The 15,230-nt window shown below is 72.0% G+C and carries 17 protein-coding genes; 10 read left to right on the top strand and 7 right to left on the bottom strand.

All coding sequences use genetic code 11. The features are described from left to right. Nucleotides 1-54 precede the first annotated feature (54 nt). Nucleotides 55-861, bottom strand: a complete 807-nt coding sequence (locus tag ACGFMK_RS13435; RefSeq protein ID WP_392761728.1) for a toll/interleukin-1 receptor domain-containing protein — start codon at nt 859-861, stop codon at nt 55-57. A gap of 10 nt (nt 862-871) precedes the next feature. Here ACGFMK_RS13435 and ACGFMK_RS13440 point away from each other — a divergent pair, with 10 nt between their 5' ends. Then, on the top strand, nt 872-1,051 hold the full coding sequence (locus ACGFMK_RS13440) for a hypothetical protein (RefSeq protein ID WP_392761730.1): 180 nt from the start codon (nt 872-874) through the stop codon (nt 1,049-1,051). On the opposite strand, the gene ACGFMK_RS13445 is transcribed toward ACGFMK_RS13440, so the two are convergent. Both ACGFMK_RS13445 and ACGFMK_RS13450 read right to left on the bottom strand, forming a co-directional pair. After that, the gene (locus tag ACGFMK_RS13445) at nt 1,023-1,367 is read right to left on the bottom strand and encodes a hypothetical protein (protein WP_392761732.1); all 345 of its coding nucleotides are present in this window, start codon (nt 1,365-1,367) and stop codon (nt 1,023-1,025) included. The genes ACGFMK_RS13440 and ACGFMK_RS13445 overlap by 29 nt on opposite strands. Next, nucleotides 1,367-1,948, bottom strand: coding sequence for a toll/interleukin-1 receptor domain-containing protein (locus ACGFMK_RS13450; protein WP_392761734.1), 582 nt, complete (start codon nt 1,946-1,948; stop codon nt 1,367-1,369). Before ACGFMK_RS13450 ends, ACGFMK_RS13445 begins: the two co-directional genes overlap by 1 nt. A gap of 116 nt (nt 1,949-2,064) precedes the next feature. Between ACGFMK_RS13450 and ACGFMK_RS13455 the strand changes: the two genes are divergently transcribed. From ACGFMK_RS13455 to ACGFMK_RS13465, 3 genes are all read left to right on the top strand, one after another. Beyond that, entirely contained in the window at nt 2,065-2,850 is a 786-nt protein-coding gene (locus ACGFMK_RS13455; protein ID WP_392761736.1) for an NUDIX domain-containing protein, read from the top strand. 116 nt (nt 2,851-2,966) lie between these two features. Then, nucleotides 2,967-3,134, top strand: coding sequence for a hypothetical protein (locus tag ACGFMK_RS13460; protein ID WP_392761738.1), 168 nt, complete (start codon nt 2,967-2,969; stop codon nt 3,132-3,134). Between the two features lie 127 nt (nt 3,135-3,261). After that, a complete protein-coding gene (locus ACGFMK_RS13465; protein WP_392761739.1) occupies nt 3,262-4,536 on the top strand; it encodes a helix-turn-helix domain-containing protein in 1,275 nt (424 codons plus the stop codon). Between the two features lie 31 nt (nt 4,537-4,567). On the opposite strand, the gene ACGFMK_RS13470 is transcribed toward ACGFMK_RS13465, so the two are convergent. Together ACGFMK_RS13470 and ACGFMK_RS13475 are read right to left on the bottom strand one after the other, a co-directional pair. Beyond that, nucleotides 4,568-7,549: a tetratricopeptide repeat protein gene (locus ACGFMK_RS13470; protein ID WP_392761742.1), complete on the bottom strand. Its 2,982-nt coding sequence runs from the start codon at nt 7,547-7,549 to the stop codon at nt 4,568-4,570. Between the two features lie 95 nt (nt 7,550-7,644). Then, nucleotides 7,645-8,541, bottom strand: coding sequence for an ROK family protein (locus tag ACGFMK_RS13475; protein ID WP_392761972.1), 897 nt, complete (start codon nt 8,539-8,541; stop codon nt 7,645-7,647). Nucleotides 8,542-8,734: 193 nt separating this feature from the next. On the opposite strand from ACGFMK_RS13475, the gene ACGFMK_RS13480 reads away from it, so the two are divergent. Genes ACGFMK_RS13480 through ACGFMK_RS13490 form a run of 3 tightly spaced genes read left to right on the top strand, consistent with a single transcriptional unit; the run spans nt 8,735 to nt 10,267 of the window. Next, a complete protein-coding gene (locus tag ACGFMK_RS13480; RefSeq protein ID WP_392761745.1) occupies nt 8,735-8,944 on the top strand; it encodes a CbtB-domain containing protein in 210 nt (69 codons plus the stop codon). A gap of 18 nt (nt 8,945-8,962) precedes the next feature. Further along, the gene (locus ACGFMK_RS13485) at nt 8,963-9,730 is read left to right on the top strand and encodes a CbtA family protein (protein WP_392761748.1); all 768 of its coding nucleotides are present in this window, start codon (nt 8,963-8,965) and stop codon (nt 9,728-9,730) included. A 33-nt stretch (nt 9,731-9,763) separates the two neighbouring features. After that, nucleotides 9,764-10,267, top strand: a complete 504-nt coding sequence (locus tag ACGFMK_RS13490) for a hypothetical protein (RefSeq protein WP_392761750.1) — start codon at nt 9,764-9,766, stop codon at nt 10,265-10,267. Here ACGFMK_RS13490 and ACGFMK_RS13495 read toward each other — a convergent pair. After that, complete coding sequence (locus ACGFMK_RS13495; protein ID WP_392761753.1) at nt 10,264-11,745, bottom strand: cobyric acid synthase; 1,482 nt, start codon at nt 11,743-11,745, stop codon at nt 10,264-10,266. The genes ACGFMK_RS13490 and ACGFMK_RS13495 overlap by 4 nt on opposite strands. Further along, entirely contained in the window at nt 11,742-12,800 is a 1,059-nt protein-coding gene (locus ACGFMK_RS13500; RefSeq protein ID WP_392761755.1) for a cobalamin biosynthesis protein, read from the bottom strand. The genes ACGFMK_RS13495 and ACGFMK_RS13500 overlap by 4 nt, the downstream gene beginning before the upstream one ends. 36 nt (nt 12,801-12,836) lie before the next feature. Here ACGFMK_RS13500 and ACGFMK_RS13505 point away from each other — a divergent pair, with 36 nt between their 5' ends. From ACGFMK_RS13505 to ACGFMK_RS13515, 3 genes are read left to right on the top strand one after another with little or no spacing between them, the layout of a single operon-like run. Continuing rightward, complete coding sequence (locus ACGFMK_RS13505; protein ID WP_392761758.1) at nt 12,837-13,439, top strand: bifunctional adenosylcobinamide kinase/adenosylcobinamide-phosphate guanylyltransferase; 603 nt, start codon at nt 12,837-12,839, stop codon at nt 13,437-13,439. 13 nt (nt 13,440-13,452) lie between these two features. Next, nucleotides 13,453-14,466 carry a nicotinate-nucleotide--dimethylbenzimidazole phosphoribosyltransferase gene (cobT, locus tag ACGFMK_RS13510; protein WP_392761760.1) on the top strand — a complete coding sequence of 338 codons (1,014 nt, stop codon included), beginning with the start codon at nt 13,453-13,455 and terminating at the stop codon, nt 14,464-14,466. 23 nt (nt 14,467-14,489) lie between these two features. Beyond that, complete coding sequence (locus tag ACGFMK_RS13515; RefSeq protein ID WP_392761763.1) at nt 14,490-15,221, top strand: adenosylcobinamide-GDP ribazoletransferase; 732 nt, start codon at nt 14,490-14,492, stop codon at nt 15,219-15,221. Nucleotides 15,222-15,230 lie beyond the last annotated feature (9 nt).

Genomic DNA, 15,230 nt, shown 5'->3' on the forward strand with positions numbered 1-15,230 from the left:
TCTTCTCGTGTTCCGGTGCACGGTCGCCCTTGAGTCGCCGACCGCGGTGGTCTGTTACGGCCCGGTGGGGCCGTCGTCCCCTTCTTGCAGCAGGGGCCAGATCTGCGCGAGCAGGTCGTCCACGAAAGCCCGCAGAGAAGCCTCGGAGCCGCGGTGGGCCAGCTGGACCACCTGCAGGGTGGCGAGCCGTTCGATGTTCCGCGGCAAGTCTTTTTTGCTCAGCGGGCCGCGCAGGCCCAGGATGATCGGAACCACCCGCACGCCGCGGCGGAACGCCTCGGCGATCTCCCTGCGGACCCAGTCGCTGCTGTCGTCGACCAGCCGTCCGCCATGAGCGTCGAAGGTGTCTTCCCAGCGCGGGCCGATCACCGCGAGCAGAACCTTCGCCTGGCGTACGCCGTCCAGCAGCTTGACCGGATATTCGTCGCCGGCCTGCAGTTCACGGTGGTCGCGGAAGACGGCGTGGCGGCCGAGCCGTCGCCGTAGTTCCCGGTCCAGCCGGAGGACCTCCTCGGTGCCCGCAGCCGTGCGGTAGTTGAGAAAGAGCATCGGCGCGCCGACTGGGCCCGCAGGGTACTCGATGCGGTAAGGCCCCAGCACCCCGTCGAGTAACGCGCGGCCAGCCGGGTCGTCCAGCGCGACCGCGGATCGGGGCATCGGCTCGAGCAGATCCGCCCGGAAGCCGGGGAAGAGCTCCAGCTCCGATTCCGGCCAGGCGTGACGTGAAAGCCGGCTGACGCCGTGCGTGCCGTCCGGCCGCACCTGGGCTTCGGCCGGATCCTGAAGCACCACGAGCTCTTCGAGCACCCGCACGGCGGAGATCACCTTGTCGTCGGTGGCACCGGGCGGCAGCTCCCGCACGCCCACCGACGTGAACCGCGGGTCCGGCAGCAACGCGGCGATGACCGCGCAGGCCCGGCTGGTGGACAACGGCCCGCCGACGTCCACGGCGGCGGATCCCCTGTCGTGCACCGTCCAGAGCACTGTTCCGGCGCGGACGACCCGGCGAGTGGACGTCTCCGTCATCGGCCGACCCGGAACCAGCGCCTGATCAAGCTTCCGGTGAGGGAGAGCAGCACGAAGAAGGCCACCATGCGCCAGATGTCGCCGGTGTCGCCGGAAACCCCGGTGTAGGCGGCCTTTCCGTAGAAGAAGTAGCCGACGTCCACGACCAGAATGGCCAGCACCCACCACCCGGCGCGCGAACGCGCTCGCGCGATCTGCTGGATGTGGGTGCTTCGGTAGTCCCCGTTGTCGAAGTAGTCGCCATTGTGGACGTTCTGGGTGCCCTGGTTGGCGTAGAGCGTGCCGTCGCCACCGTGGTTGGCCTGCCGTTTTCGCCGGTCGTCGCCGGTGCGCCTGCTCATCACCGCTCACCTCGAACCGGGGTGCCGTGGATGTGCTGCACACCCTGGTTCGCGTACAGCACGCCACCCATCCCGTAGTTGACCTGTGTGCCCGCGCGGTGACCGGCGTCCGGCGGATCCTCGACGGCCGACGGGTCCAGCAATCGGATCAGGGCGTGGACGTCGGCGTCGAGGGTGCGGTTCCGCACCCGCCAGTACGTCAGCCGGCTGACCTCGGCGATGTCGGGTGGCAGCTCATCGTGCGCCGGCACCGGGACGTCGTCGAGCAGCACCGGCACGACCCGGCGTCGCGACTCGAAGGCGGTCCTCAGCTCGGTCCGCACCCAGTCGCGGGGGTCGTCGACGCATCGGCTGCTCACGCCGCGCCGCGCGCCGAGCCAGTTCGGCCCGATGATCGCGATCACGACGTCGGCACGGGTGAGCGCCCCTCGCAGCTCATCCGGGTAGCGGGACCCGAGCTCAAGCGAGTCGTGATCGCGGAACACCCGGTCCCTGCCGAAGTGCTCAGCGAGCATTCTCGAGATTCGCGCACTCGCGTGCACACCGTCGTCGGCGCGGTAACTCAGGAAGATGTTGATCATTACTCGTACTCCTCACCGGCGATTTCGGCCGGCGTGATACTCGCGGTCCGGAAATCCTGCACAACGATTTCGGCCCGGCCTGCGTCGCCGGGATTCGAACAACGCACCAAGGATCGATGCGCGGCTCCGCGCTGTTATGGATGTTGCACAAGCGTTACCCCCGGAAGCCGCAGCAGGCGTTCGGCCGGCCGGCCCCCTCCTCGGCCACCCGGCCTAACGCGGACCGGCGACCGCCGCTGTCTCCGCCGGTCGCGCCGGATGATGCAAGACCTGGGTGGACCAGGAATGGATCGGGAATGCATCCGGAAATCACGGGCCTGTGGTTGACTCGGACGGTGATCGACGAAGAGGCGGACGCCGCACCCGGTAGCTGGTCCCGCGAGAGCTCGACCAGCGTGTTCACCTCACCCTGGTTCGAGGTGCGCCAGGACGCGGTCGTCCGCCCCGACGGCTCGCGCGGGCGTTATGACCACGTCGTTTCCCCCGGCTCCGTGACTGTCGTCGCGATGACCGACAACGGCCGGGTCACCGTGACACGCCAATGGATCTACGTCCACCACGAAGTGCAGTGGCGGCTCCCCGCGGGTGGCATCGACCCCCAGGACCGGGATCCGCGGGCCGCCGCCGCCCGCGAGCTGGCGGAGGAAACGGGACTCACTGCCGAGCGCTGGCGCCACCTCGGCACCGTGAACTGCGCCGACTCGTTCACGGATCACCGCGACCACGCGTTCCTCGCGACCGGCCTGCACTGCGGCACCGCGCGCCCGGAGGCGGGCGAAGCCGACCTGGAAGTTCACCAGCTTTCCTTCGAGGAGGCGCTTTCCCTGACCCTGGATGGGCGCATGCCACACGCCGGAAGTTCGTTCGCCCTCCTCGCCACTCGGGCGCTCGGCCTGGCCTGATGGGCGTTTCCCGGCCCCCGTGACGCAGGCAACGCGCAACCCGTTGTCGCGTCGGGGACCTCCGGCCGATCCTCGGAACAGGGCGCGATCCGGCGCCCGGTGGCCGAGGAGGGCACATGCCGAGGAACCCGTGTTTCGTCAAGTTCGTCATCGAGATCGCCGCGGCGGTTCTCGCCATCCTCGTCACGCTGGCGTCCAGCGCCGTCACGAACGAATCGGGGCCGAAGGCGGCGGCCCAGCCCCCCTCGTCGGCGTCGCCCGACGGGCACGGCTGGATCGACTGAGCCGGCACACAGCTCATTTCCGGTGACGATTTCACGAACCGGCGGTCCCGCACCCCATTCTTGCGGTGATGACCATCCGGATGCTGTACTGCCTCGACGATCCGGGTGATGACACGAGGGGGCCGAGATGGCCGATTCGTTCGGGACCACGTTGCGACTCATTCGCAATGAAAACGGGATTTCACTGGCCGCAATGGCCAAGAAGATCAATTACAGCAAGAGTTACCTCAGCAAAATAGAAAATGATCTCAGTCCGCCGACCGCGGACATCGCCCGCCGGTGCGACGGAGTTCTGGGCACCGGCGGGACGCTCTCGGAGATGATCGCCGAGCACGTGTCGACCGAAGTCGAACTCGGCCAGGGGGAGGTGTGGGTGATGGTGCTGGACGTATCGGGCACCCAACGGTTCCACCGTCTCCCCCGCCGCCAGGTGCTGGCCGGAATGGGCGCGGCAGTGGGTTTCGCGTTGACCGGGGGCAGCCGGCCGGTGATCGACGAGCCGATGCTGGCGGCCCTGCGGTCATCGTTCGACTACTACCGCACCCTGGGCACGCACAGCAGCCCGGCGCTCGTGCTGGCGCCGTTGGTCGCGCACGTCAACACCCTGCACGGGCTCGCGGCGGCAAGCCCGGCGCCCCTGCGATCTCAGCTGCTGCTTCTGGCATCCCATGGCGCGGAGTACGCGGGGTGGATGAGCCAGGAAGCCGGCGACGAGGCCGCCGCGCTCTGGTGGACACGTCAAGCCGTCGAGTGCGCCGTCGAAGCAGGGAACGACAGCCTGGCCAGCTACGCGCTCGTCCGGCGCGCCGAGATCGCGATGTACCACCAGGATCCATTCTCCACCATCGACCTGGCGCAGCGAGCGCAGGCGGATCGCCGGGCAGGTTCCCGCGTGCTCGGCCTGGCGGCCCGCTGTGAGGCGCAGGGGCACGCGCTGATCGGCGATCTTGACGCCTACCGGCGTTCCATTGGCCGGGCGACCGCCCTCCTCGCCGAACGGGACTCCGCGACGGATGCCGCGCCGGTACTGGGTTCCGCCAGCGTGAGCAACGAAGTCGCGCTGGTGGAAGGGTGGTCCCTCTACGACCTGGGCCGTCCGGCGGAAGCCGCGGAACGCCTGGACCGGCACGTACCGGAGATCGCTCGTGGCGCCCTGCGGGCGCGCGCCCGCTTCGGCTCCCGGCGTGTGCTGGCGCACGCCGGGAACGGCGAGATCGACCACGCCTGTGAACTGGCTAGGGAAGTGATCGAAGACGCCGCCCGGGTCGACTCGGCGACGATTCGCATCGACTTGCGGGAACTGGCCAAGCTGACCGCCCGCTGGCACACCCACGCGGCGGTCCGCGATCTGCGGCACGAGCTGAGCAAGGTCCTGCGGCTCCGGATGCCGCCGGACACCTGACCCGGAGGCGTTGCCGGACGAGGTCACACGCCTACGGCTCGGTTTCCGTTTCCCGGCACGCGCACCCCAGTGAGGTCCATTCCCGGTGCACGACCTCCGCGTCACGCCGGTCCAATTCGGTGAACACCCCGACCGCGGCCCGCCAGTGGACCAGTGCGCTCTGGTGCGCTCCGGAGTTGTGCAACGCCCGCGCGACCCCGTGGTGAGCCTGCGCCTGCTTCCCGCGGTCGCCGGCACCGGCGGCCAGGTCCAGTGCGGCGAGGTAGGCAGCGCGGGCACGGCCGTCATCCCGGCTTTCCAACAGCACACCGCCCCGGTCGAGGTGCACCTGTGCGCGCAAGCCGGGTTCGCCCAGTGCCTCGGCGAGCTCGCCGGCCCGTTCCTGGAACTCTGCGGCGCTCGCGCGGTCACCGGTGATGCGGTGCACGGTGCCGATGTTGGTGAGCGCGTGCGCTTCGCAGCCCCGGTCGCCGACTGCCACCGCCAGTTCGCGGGCTCGCTGGTGATCGGCGAGCACTTCCTGGCACCGGCCCAGCCGACGCCGTGTCACGCCCAGGTTGTCCAGCGCGTGCGCGAGGCCCTGGGTGTGCCCCAGCCGGCGCAGAAGGCCTACCGCGGCCGCCTGCCGTCGCTCGGCACGCTGCAAGTCCCCGCGAAGTTCGTCGAGCTGACCCAAGTTGCTGAGGGCGTTGGCCTGGCCTCGCCGGTCCCCGGCCCTTTCGTAGTCCGCCAGCGCCGCCTCGAAGTGCGCGATCGCCGATCGCTCGGCGCCCTGGTCCATTTCGCCCAGAGCCATGGCACACAGTGCGTTCGCCCGCCCCAGGACGTCGTCGAGCTCCGTCCACAATGCCAGGGCCTGCGCGGCCAGGTCGACGGCCTCCGCCGGCCGTCCCGCGGTTCTCCTGGCGCCGGACAGCCGCAACAGCACGTGCGCCAGGCCGACGTCGTCGTCGCCCGCGGCCGTCAGTGCCGTCCGGGCGAGTTCGAGGGTTTCGGCCCAGTCGTGCAGGTGCCCGCCGGCGTAGTGCCAGCGCCACAGCAGCACGGCCGGCAGCCAGGTGTGTTCCGACATCCCGTTCGCTGCGGCGAACCTGATCGCGGCGAGCAGGTTCGCGCGTTCATCCGACAACCAGGCGCGAGCAGCGCCCGCGTCGGCGAACGTCAGCGCCGCCGTCCCGCGCCGGTCCACCGGCGGCTGGCGGTCCTGGTCGAACGGGTAGGCCACAGCGACCGCGTTGGCCACGGACCCCAGGTAGAAGTCCAGTAGGCCGGTCAACGCCTCCAGTTGCGCGCCCGGGTCGCCCACGGGGAGGCCGGCGGCGAAGTGCTTGAGCGGGTCCGGCATCGCGTAGCGCTCCGGCTCGAGCTCGTCGATCAAGCTGGCGCGGTACAGACCGTCGAGCAACGCACGCACCTCGGGCACGGTGCACCGCGCGAGGGCCGAGGCTGCGCGGACGGTGATGTCATTTCCGGGCAACCGTCCGAAGAGCCGGAAGAGGTACTGCTGCCGATCGGGCAGTTGCTGGTAGGACACCGCGACCGCATCACCGAAACCGGCCACGGCATGGAGCTGCCCGGACCGCTCCAGCAGCTGCAGCAGATCCCGCAGGGACCAGGAGCCGTGCAGGCGCATCTGCACCGCGGCCAGTTTGACGGACAACGGGACGTGCCCGCACCGGGCGACCACTTCTCCGGTCAGGGTCTGCTGGCCGGTGGTGCGCTCGGCGCCGATCCACCCGGTGAACAGCTGCGCGGCCTCGGCCGGGTCCAACGAACCGAGCCGGATCTCATCCTCGACGTCCAGACCGCCCACCCACCGGCTGGTGATCAGCGCGGCACAGCCTGGTGCGACCGGAATCAGCTGCCGGACCTGGTCCTCTGATGCGGCATTGTCCAGCACGACCAGAGTGCGCGTCCCGGCCAGCGTCGACCGGTAGAGCGCGAGCCGCTCACCGGTCGTACCGGGGAGCTGCTCGGGCGGCACCCCGAGCGCTTCGAGCAGCGCCGCCAACGCCTCGCCGGGCTCGCTCGGCCGCACCTGCGGGACAAAGCCGTTCAAGGAGAGGAAGATCCGGCCGTCCGGATACAGTCGGCGCATGCGGTGCGCCGCCTCGACGGCGAGGGCGGTCTTCCCGATCCCCGGCATCCCGCTGACCCACACCGCGCCGGGCCGGTCTTCGGCCGCGGCGGCGAGCAGCCGAGAGCCGATGCCGGCGAGTTCACTCCGGCGTCCGGTGAAGAGACGGGCAGTCGGCGGGAGTGTGTCCGGAGTGTCGTTCACCTGGGTCACCCTGGCCAGCTTGCGCAGCGGGACGGGGACGTCCATGCCGAACTCGTCGAGCGCGGCGCGGGTCCGGTGGTAGACATCCATGGCCTGCACGCGGTCGCCGTTGGCGGTCAGGGCCCGCATCAGCAGCCCGGCCAGGCGGTGCCGGGTGCAGTCGACGTGGACGACCGGCCGCAGCCGGTCCCGCACCCAACGGTGGTTACCCTGTGCGAGCTCCAGCTCGGCCAGGTCGCCGAGGGCGTCCAGGAAGGCTTCCTCGGGGGAAATGAGCTCGGCAGCTCCGACACGGTCTTTGTCGAGGTCTTCCAGGTAGGACCCGCGCCAGAGGGCCACTGCTTCGCGGAGAATCGGCAGCCGCTCCGCAGGGTCGTCGCATGCACCGGCCCGGGTCTGCAGCTGCGCGAACCGCACAGCGTCGATCCGGGCGGGTTCGACACGCAGGACATAGCCGGTGGGCGCCCGGTCGATGACCGGCTCGTTCACACCGCCGCTCTCCCGCAGGATCCGCCGCAGCTTGGCGATGTACCCGGGCACCAGATTGGTCCGGGGTTTCGCCTGACCGCTCCACACGATCTCGATGAGCCGATCCGTCGAAACCGCGCGGTTGGCGTGCAGGACGAGGACCGCAAGGATGTACCGCTGCTGGAGGTCACCCAGCTCCAGCGCAACGCCACCTCGGCACAGCTCGAACTGGCCGAGCAGCCGGATCTCCACACCGTCTTCCATCGGCACCCACTTTGGCGCGGCCGAACGGGGGATCGAGCGGAACGCGGAAGCTGTCCAGGTTCTGTCCACTTCCGCATCCACCGCGCCCCACCGGCTCAGCCGTCCAGCCGGTCCAAGGCCAGCAGCCCCGCGCCCAGCCGGCCCGCCTCGTCCCCCAGCTTCGCGATCCGCAGTTCCGGCATCTTCTGGAACGTCAGGTGCGAGGCCAGCCAGGCGCGCACCGGCTCGAGGACGTAGTCCGCCGCCGTGAACAGGCCGCCGCCCAGGACGATCACCTCCGGGCCGAGCAGCGTCAGCAGGGTGCGGATGCCGTGGCCGAGGCCGTCCAGGGCGTCCTGCACCACCTCCTCCGCCACCTCGTCGCCGTGGCGGGCCAGCTCCACCACCTCGCGGGCGCCGTCGGCCGGGCGGCCCGTGCGTTCGGTGTAGCGGCGGGCGATCGCCGCCGCCGACGAGATCGCCTCCAGGCAGCCGATCGCCCCGCAGCCGCACTTCAGCGAGTGGCCGACGTCGATGTGGCCGACCTCGCCCGCCTGCCCGCCCGCGCGGTGGATCCGGCCGTCGAGCAGCAGCGCGGCCGCGATCCCGGTGCCGACCGGGATGAACGCCGCGTTCCGCACCCCCTGCCCGGCGCCGACGCGGAACTCGGCGATGCCGCCCGCGGTGACGTCGTGCCCGAACGCCACCGGGAGCCCGACCCGGTCCTCCAGCAGCTCGCCGAAGTGGACCTCGCGCCAGTCGAGGTTGGCCGAGAAGTGGCAGATCCGGGTCTCCTCGTCGACGATCCCGGGCACCACCACGCCGACCGCCGCGGGCGTGCCCGTACCGGCCTGCTCCGACAACGAAGCCACGATCTGTGCCACCTGCGCGGCGAGCGCCGTGCCGTCCGCGCTGCGCGCCGTCTCGGCCCGCAGCGTCGCCTTCGGCTGCAGCTGCTCGTCGAGCAGCGCCGCCTTGATCGTCGTACCGCCCACATCGAGGGCCGCCACCATTCGAGTCACCGGCGCATTGTCACATTGACGGACCCGGAAGTGCGGCCCTACGCTCAACCGGCAAGACGACGAATTCCGGAACGCGGTGCAAGTCCGCGCGGTCGCGCCACTGTGACCCCCACGAGGGGGAAGCCAGACCCGGACCGTCGTATGAACCCCGATGAGGCCGCGAAAGCCCGAGGAGGCCCCCACCATGTCGCAAGCGGCAGTTCCCGCCGTTCCGCTCCCCGTCCGGATCCCGCTTCGTGAGATCGTCCCGTGGGCAGTGTTCGTGGTGCTCCTCGCCTTGATCGCGGTCTACTTCGTGAGCGCCGAACAGGGCGCCACCTCGATCTTCGCGAACATGTACGTCCACGAGTTCGTGCACGACGGCCGGCACCTGCTGGCCTTCCCCTGCCACTGATCGGCGGCACGTTCTCCCATGATGAAGACCCTGCTGGTCCGCGGCATGCTCGCGGGCCTGATCGCCGGCGTGCTCGCGTTCGGTTTCGCCTACGCCTTCGGTGAGCCGCCGGTCGACGCGTCCATCGGCCTCGAAGGGACCCTCTCGCACGACCACGCCCACGGCGCCGGGACCGCCGACACCGGCCAGGCCGCCGAAGCGCCCGAAGAGGAGCTCGTCCCGCGGGACATCCAGAGCACCGTCGGGCTGCTGGCGGGGGTGCTGGTCTACGCCGTCGCGATCGGTGGCCTGCTCTCGCTCGCCTTCGCGTTCGCCCAAGGCCGGCTCGGCAACCTGCGGCCGCGCGTGACGGCGTTGCTGCTCACCGGCGGCGCGTTCGCCGTGGTGTTCCTGATCCCGTTCCTGAAGTACCCGGCCAACCCGCCCGCGGTGGGCCAGCCGGGCACGATCGGCTCGCGCACCGAGCTGTACTTCGGGTTCGTCGCGGTGTCGCTGCTCGCGGGCATCCTGGCGACGGTGTTCGGCCGCAAGCTCGCCGACCGCTTCGGCGCGCTGAACGGCTTCCTCCTCGCGGCGGTGGGTTACGTCGTGGTGGTCGCCCTGGTGGCGTGGCTGATGCCGGTGGTCGACGAGATCCCGGCGGCGTTCCCGGCGTCGACCCTCTGGCGCTTCCGCACGGCCTCGGTCGGCACGCAGGCGACGCTCTGGCTGGCCCTGGGCCTGTCTTTCGGTGCCCTCGCGGAGAAGTCGCTGAACAGGAAGGCCCCGGCCGCCGCCGTTTCGTGATCACGGAAGCGGCGCCGCTCCTCTGGGGAAATCTTGTTCGGTGACACGCGCTCGACGCTGTCCAACCACAGCCAGACGACGGTCGGCGGACCCGTCGAGTCCGCCGGGACCGACGGGTTCGCGATCACGGTGTTCGTCATGGCGCTGCTGGAGCTGGTCCCGTTCGCGTTCGGCTTCGGGATCCGGAGCGGCAACGGGCCGGCGACCGCCGGGCGAGCGGCCGACCCGGACTACGTCAGCGGCATGGCGGTCGGCGACTGCCTGGGCGCCGACGCGGACGGCGGCAACGTGATCCGGATGGCCTGCGACGAGCAGATCGCCGAGCAGGTCGACGTCGGTAACGGGGAGGAGTCCCACCCGGGCCTCGCCACGCTGCGGGGCCCGCGTCCTTCACCGACGGCGCCCCGCCGCCCGGCCTCGAGTTCCGCGCGCACGTCCCGACCGAGTCGTCCTGGCGTGCCGGGGCCCGGAAGGCGACCTGCACCTTCGGCAAGGCGAGCGGCAAGCTCACCGAGCACGTCGGGCCGTGACGGCTAGGGCGCGCCGGGCGGCACGAACGGCAGGCCCTTCGGCGCCCCCAGCTCCAGCAAGGTGAGCAGCGCCGCCGTGTCGAGGTGCTCGTCGACGGCGTCCGCCAGCCGGTCCAGCATGTCCTCACGCAGGTCGGCGAAGCCCGGCGCGTCCGGTGACGGCGTCCACGCGACGCCCGCCTGCGCCGCCGCCTCGGTGAGCCACGCGCGGCGGAACGCGTCGTTCTCGAACGCGCCGTGCCACAGGGTTCCCCAGACCGCGCCGGACCGGTGACCGTCCAGAAAGGACTCCAGGGGCGCGGACGCCGTCACCGAGCCGTGGTGGATCTCGTAGGCCTCGACGGGGGTGCCGCGCCACTCACCCGACGGACGCGCGAGCACCTTCTCCTCGGCGAACGTGACCCGGGCCGGCAGCAGGCCCAGGCCCGTGACCTCGCCCGCGCCGGACTCGACGTCGTCCACAATGGACTCCGCGAGCATCTGGTAACCACCGCAGATGCCGAGGACCGGCTTCCCGGCCGCCACCCGGGCCGCCAGGGCCGCATCGAGGCCGCGGGCGCGCAGCCAGGCCAGGTCGTCGACCGTGGCGCGGGAGCCGGGCAGCACCACGACGTCCGCCGCCGCGACCGTGTCCGGGTCGGCGGTCAGGGACACCGTGACGCCGGGTTCGGCGGCGAGGGCGTCGACGTCGGTGGCGTTGGACGCGCGCGGGAAGCGGACCACCGCCACGCTCAAGCCGCCGCGATGGGCCTCCCGGCGCCAGCCGGCCGCGGCCAGGGCGTCCTCGGAGTCGATCCACACCCGGTCGAGCCAGGGCAGCACGCCCAGCACGGGCCGGCCGGTGACCTTCTCGAGGCTGTCCAGCCCCGGACGCAGCAGGCCGACGTCGCCGCGGAACTTGTTGACCACCCAGCCCGCGACGAGCGCCTGGTCCTCGGCCGAGAGCAGCGCGAGGGTGCCGAACATCGCGGCGAGCACCCCGCCGCGATCGATGTCGCCGACCACGAGCACGGGCAGCCCGAACCGCCGCGCCAGCCCCAGATTGACGTAGTCGCCGCCGCGCAGGTTGATCTCCGCGGGGCTGCCGGCGCCTTCGCAGACGACGACGTCGTAGCGCGCGCTGAGATCCTCGAACGCGCCGAAGGCGATCTCGGCGAGACCGGCCCGCCCGGTCGCGTACTCCCCCGCTTCGAGCGTCCCGAAGGGCTTCCCGAGCGCGACGACGTGACTGCGCCGATCACTGCCGGGCTTGAGCAGGACGGGATTCATGGCGGCCTCGGGCTCGACGCGGGCCGCCCGCGCCTGCAACCACTGGGCACGCCCGATCTCGGCACCGTCGGCGCAGACCATCGAGTTGTTGGACATGTTCTGCGCCTTGAACGGCGCAACCCGCACCCCGCGCCGGGCGAGCCACCGGCAGATCCCGGAGGTGACGAGGCTCTTCCCGGCATCGGACGTCGTCCCCGCGACGAGCAGGCCGCTCACCGGGCACCCCCGGAGTTGTCCACAGCCGCGGCGGCGTCGGCCGAGTTGTCCACAGATCGCCGAGCGGCCCTTCCGCCGGTCCTCACCCCGATAGACTGGACAGGGGCCGCCCCCCAGGGAGTGGTGGGGGCTGCCACCGCGGCGACCATGACCGCGGCGAGCCCGACCAGGCGGGACAGTCGCACCGCCCGCCGCAGGTCGACCGGCTCGGGATCACGTCCCTCGCCCAGCCGAGCCCGGCGCTCGACCTCACCGCCGTAGCTGTTCGTACCCCCCAGCCGGATGTCCAACGCACCCGCGAACGCCGCCTCCACCTGACCCGCGTTCGGGCTCGGGTGCAGTCCGCCGTCGCGTCGCCAGACCCGCCAAGCCGCCCGCGAACGCCCACCGGCGAGAGGCGCGCACACCGCTGTCAGTGCGGCTCCGAGCCGGGACGGCGCCAGGTTCGCCAGGTCGTCGGCGCGCGCCGCGGCCCAGCCGAACTCGCGGTAGCGCGGCGAGCGGTAGCCGACCATGGCGTCGAGCGTGTTGAGCGCGCGGTAGCCGAGCAGGCCGGGTAGCCCGGCGACCGCTCCCCAGAACAGCGGCGCGACCACGGCGTCCGACGTGTTCTCCGCGATCGACTCGGTGGCCGCGCGGGTCAGCTCGGCGGACCCGAGCGTCGTCGCGTCGCGCGCGCAGAGGTGCGAGAGCCGCTGACGCGCCGAAGGCACTTCGCCCGCTTCGAGCAGCTTCGCCATCTCCGCGCCTTCGTCCGCGAGACCGCGTCCGCCGAGAACGACCCACGTACAGACGGTAGTGGCCGCGAAGCGCGCGAAGGAGCGTCGCCGCGTCGCGGTCTGAAGCGTGGCGCCGAGGCCGACAGCTGCGAAGGCGCACAAGCCCGCGTACGCGGCTCCGCGCGCCTTCGAGTCAGCCCACATGCGGCGTTCGAGCGCTGCCGCGGCGGTGCCGAAGATCGCGACCGGATGCCCCTGACGGGGGTCACCGAACAGTGCGTCGGCGACATATCCGGTAACGAGTCCGGCCGCGGTTGTCCCTAGACGGAGTGGCACGTGGCGCACGTTAGCGCGTGCACCACAATGCCCGGTATGACCAAGCTGACGCACCGGCTCGCCGGGTATCTGGAGAACCTGGCCCGCGCCCTTCGCCGGTACGGACGCGACGAAGGAAAGGTGCTCGTCCTCGGCGGGGTCCGCTCGGGGAAGTCACGGCACGCCGAGCGGCTCGTCGCCCGCCACCCGCACCTCGTCTACGTCGCGCCCGGCCTGCCCGCGAGCGACGACGACCCCGAATGGGCCGCCCGGGTGGCCGCGCACCAGGCGCGGCGGCCGTCGAACTGGAAGACCGTCGAGACCACGGACCTCGCGGGCACCCTCCGGAAAGCGACCGAACCGCTGCTGATCGACTGCCTCGGCACCTGGCTCTCGCGGGTGCTGGACGACGTCGGCGCGTGGGAGCAGAAGCGCGGCTGGGAGCACCGGCTGGACGACCGGCTCGAGGACTTCCTGGCCGCGTGGGCCGCGGCGCGGGTGCCGGTGGTCGCGGTCAGCAACGAAGTCGGCAGTGGTGTGGTGCCCGCAACCTCGTCCGGACGGCTGTTCCGTGATGTGCTGGGCGCACTCAACAACCGGGTGTCCGCCGACGCCGACCGGGTTCAGCTGGTCGTCGCGGGCCGGGTGCTCGACCTGTAACCGGAGGCGCCCCGTGTTCGACGTACCCGTGCCCAACCCCGCCGCCCGCGCCGCCGCGCTCGAGCGGCTCGACGGCCTGGTCAAGCCGCTCGGCTCGCTGGGCAGGCTGGAGGAGATCGCCGCCTGGCTGGCCGCGGCGCACGGCAGCGTGCCGCCGCGCCCGCTGGACGACGTCCGTGTGGTCGTCTTCGCGGGCGACCACGGCGTGTCCGCGCTCTCGGCGTACCCGCGCGAGGTGACCGCGGCGATGGTGCGGGTGTTCCTCGCCGGCAAGAGCGGCGTGAACGTGCTGGCCGCGCAGGTCGGCGCCAAGGTGCGGGTCGCCGACATCGGCGTCGACTGGGACGGCTCGGACGTCCCCGCGGACGTGACGGCCCACAAGATCCGCCGCGGCTCGGGCTCGATCGACGTCGAGGATGCCCTGGAGCCGGGCGAAGCGCGGGCAGCGTTCGACGCGGGCCGCGCGATCGCGGACGAAGAACGCGACGCGGACGTGCTGATCCCGGGTGACATGGGCATCGGCAACACGGCGATGTGCGCGGCCCTGGTCGCGGCTTCGCTCGGCTTGCCGGCCGCCGAGGTGGTCGGCACCGGGACGGGCGTCGACGCGGCGGGCCTGGACCGCAAGACGGCGGCGGTCTCGGCGGCGCTGACGCGCACCGCGGGCCGCGTGGAGGACCCGTTCGAGCGCCTGACGGCGCTGGGCAGCGCGTGCATGGCGGCGACGGCCGGGTTCCTGGTCCAGGCGGCGGTCCACGGCATCCCGGTGGTCCTGGACGGCGTCTTCTCGGGCGCGGCGGCCTTGGTGGCCCGCGACATCGCACCGGGCGCGGAGCAGTGGTGGCTGGCCGGGCACCGCTCGACGGAGCCGTCGCAGGCGTTCGCGCTGAAGGCGCTGGGCCTGGAACCGATCCTGGACCTGGGGCTGCGGCTGGGCGAAGGCAGCGGCGCCGTGCAAGCGATCCCGACGCTGCGCGCGGCCCGGGCGATCCTCGCGGAAATGGGCCTGCTGGCGGACCTGGCTTGAGCCGCTGGGGTGATGCCGCGCGAATGGCCGCCGGGACGCTGACCACCGTGCCCGTCCCGGCGCCACGCGTCATCGATCGGCGCGTCGCCGGGGGCGCCATGCTGCTCGCGCCGCTCGCCGCGATTCCGCTGGCCGCGGCGGCCGCGCTGGTGGTCGTCGCCGGGCAGGCCGTCCACCTGCCCGCCCTCGCCACTGCCGGGCTGGCGCTCGGCGCCGTCGCGCTCGGCAGCCGCGGCCTGCACCTCGACGGGCTCGCCGACACCGCCGACGGCCTCGGTGCCTCCTACGACCGCGCCAAGGCCCTCGACGTCATGCGCCGCGGCGACTCGGGGCCGACCGGGGTCGCGACGCTGGTGTTCGTCCTGCTCGTCCAGGTCGGCGCGCTCGCCGGGGCGATCACCGCGGACCACGGCATCGCGGCAGCCGTCGTGGCGGTGCTCGCCGGGCGCTGCACGCTGTCGATGTCCTGCGCGAAAGGCGTCCCGCCGGCCCGGCCGGAGGGGCTCGGCGCGACCGTCGCGGGCTCGGTGCCCAAGGCCGCCGCAGCAGCCGTGGCCCTGGTCGCGGCCGCGTTGGCCGCATTCGCGCCGGGCCTGGCCTGGTGGCGCGGGCCGCTGGCGGTGCTGCTGGCCTACGCCGTCGCCGCGGCGCTTCTCTGGCGCTGCACCAAGCGGCTCGGCGGCGTCACCGGCGACGTCCTCGGCGCGGGCGTCGAAGCCGGCGTCGCGGCCGCGTTGCTCGCGCTGTCGACCTGAGACCTCCCG

The sequence above is a fragment of the Amycolatopsis sp. NPDC049252 genome (genome assembly GCF_043197175.1).
Lineage (GTDB): Bacteria > Actinomycetota > Actinomycetes > Mycobacteriales > Pseudonocardiaceae > Amycolatopsis.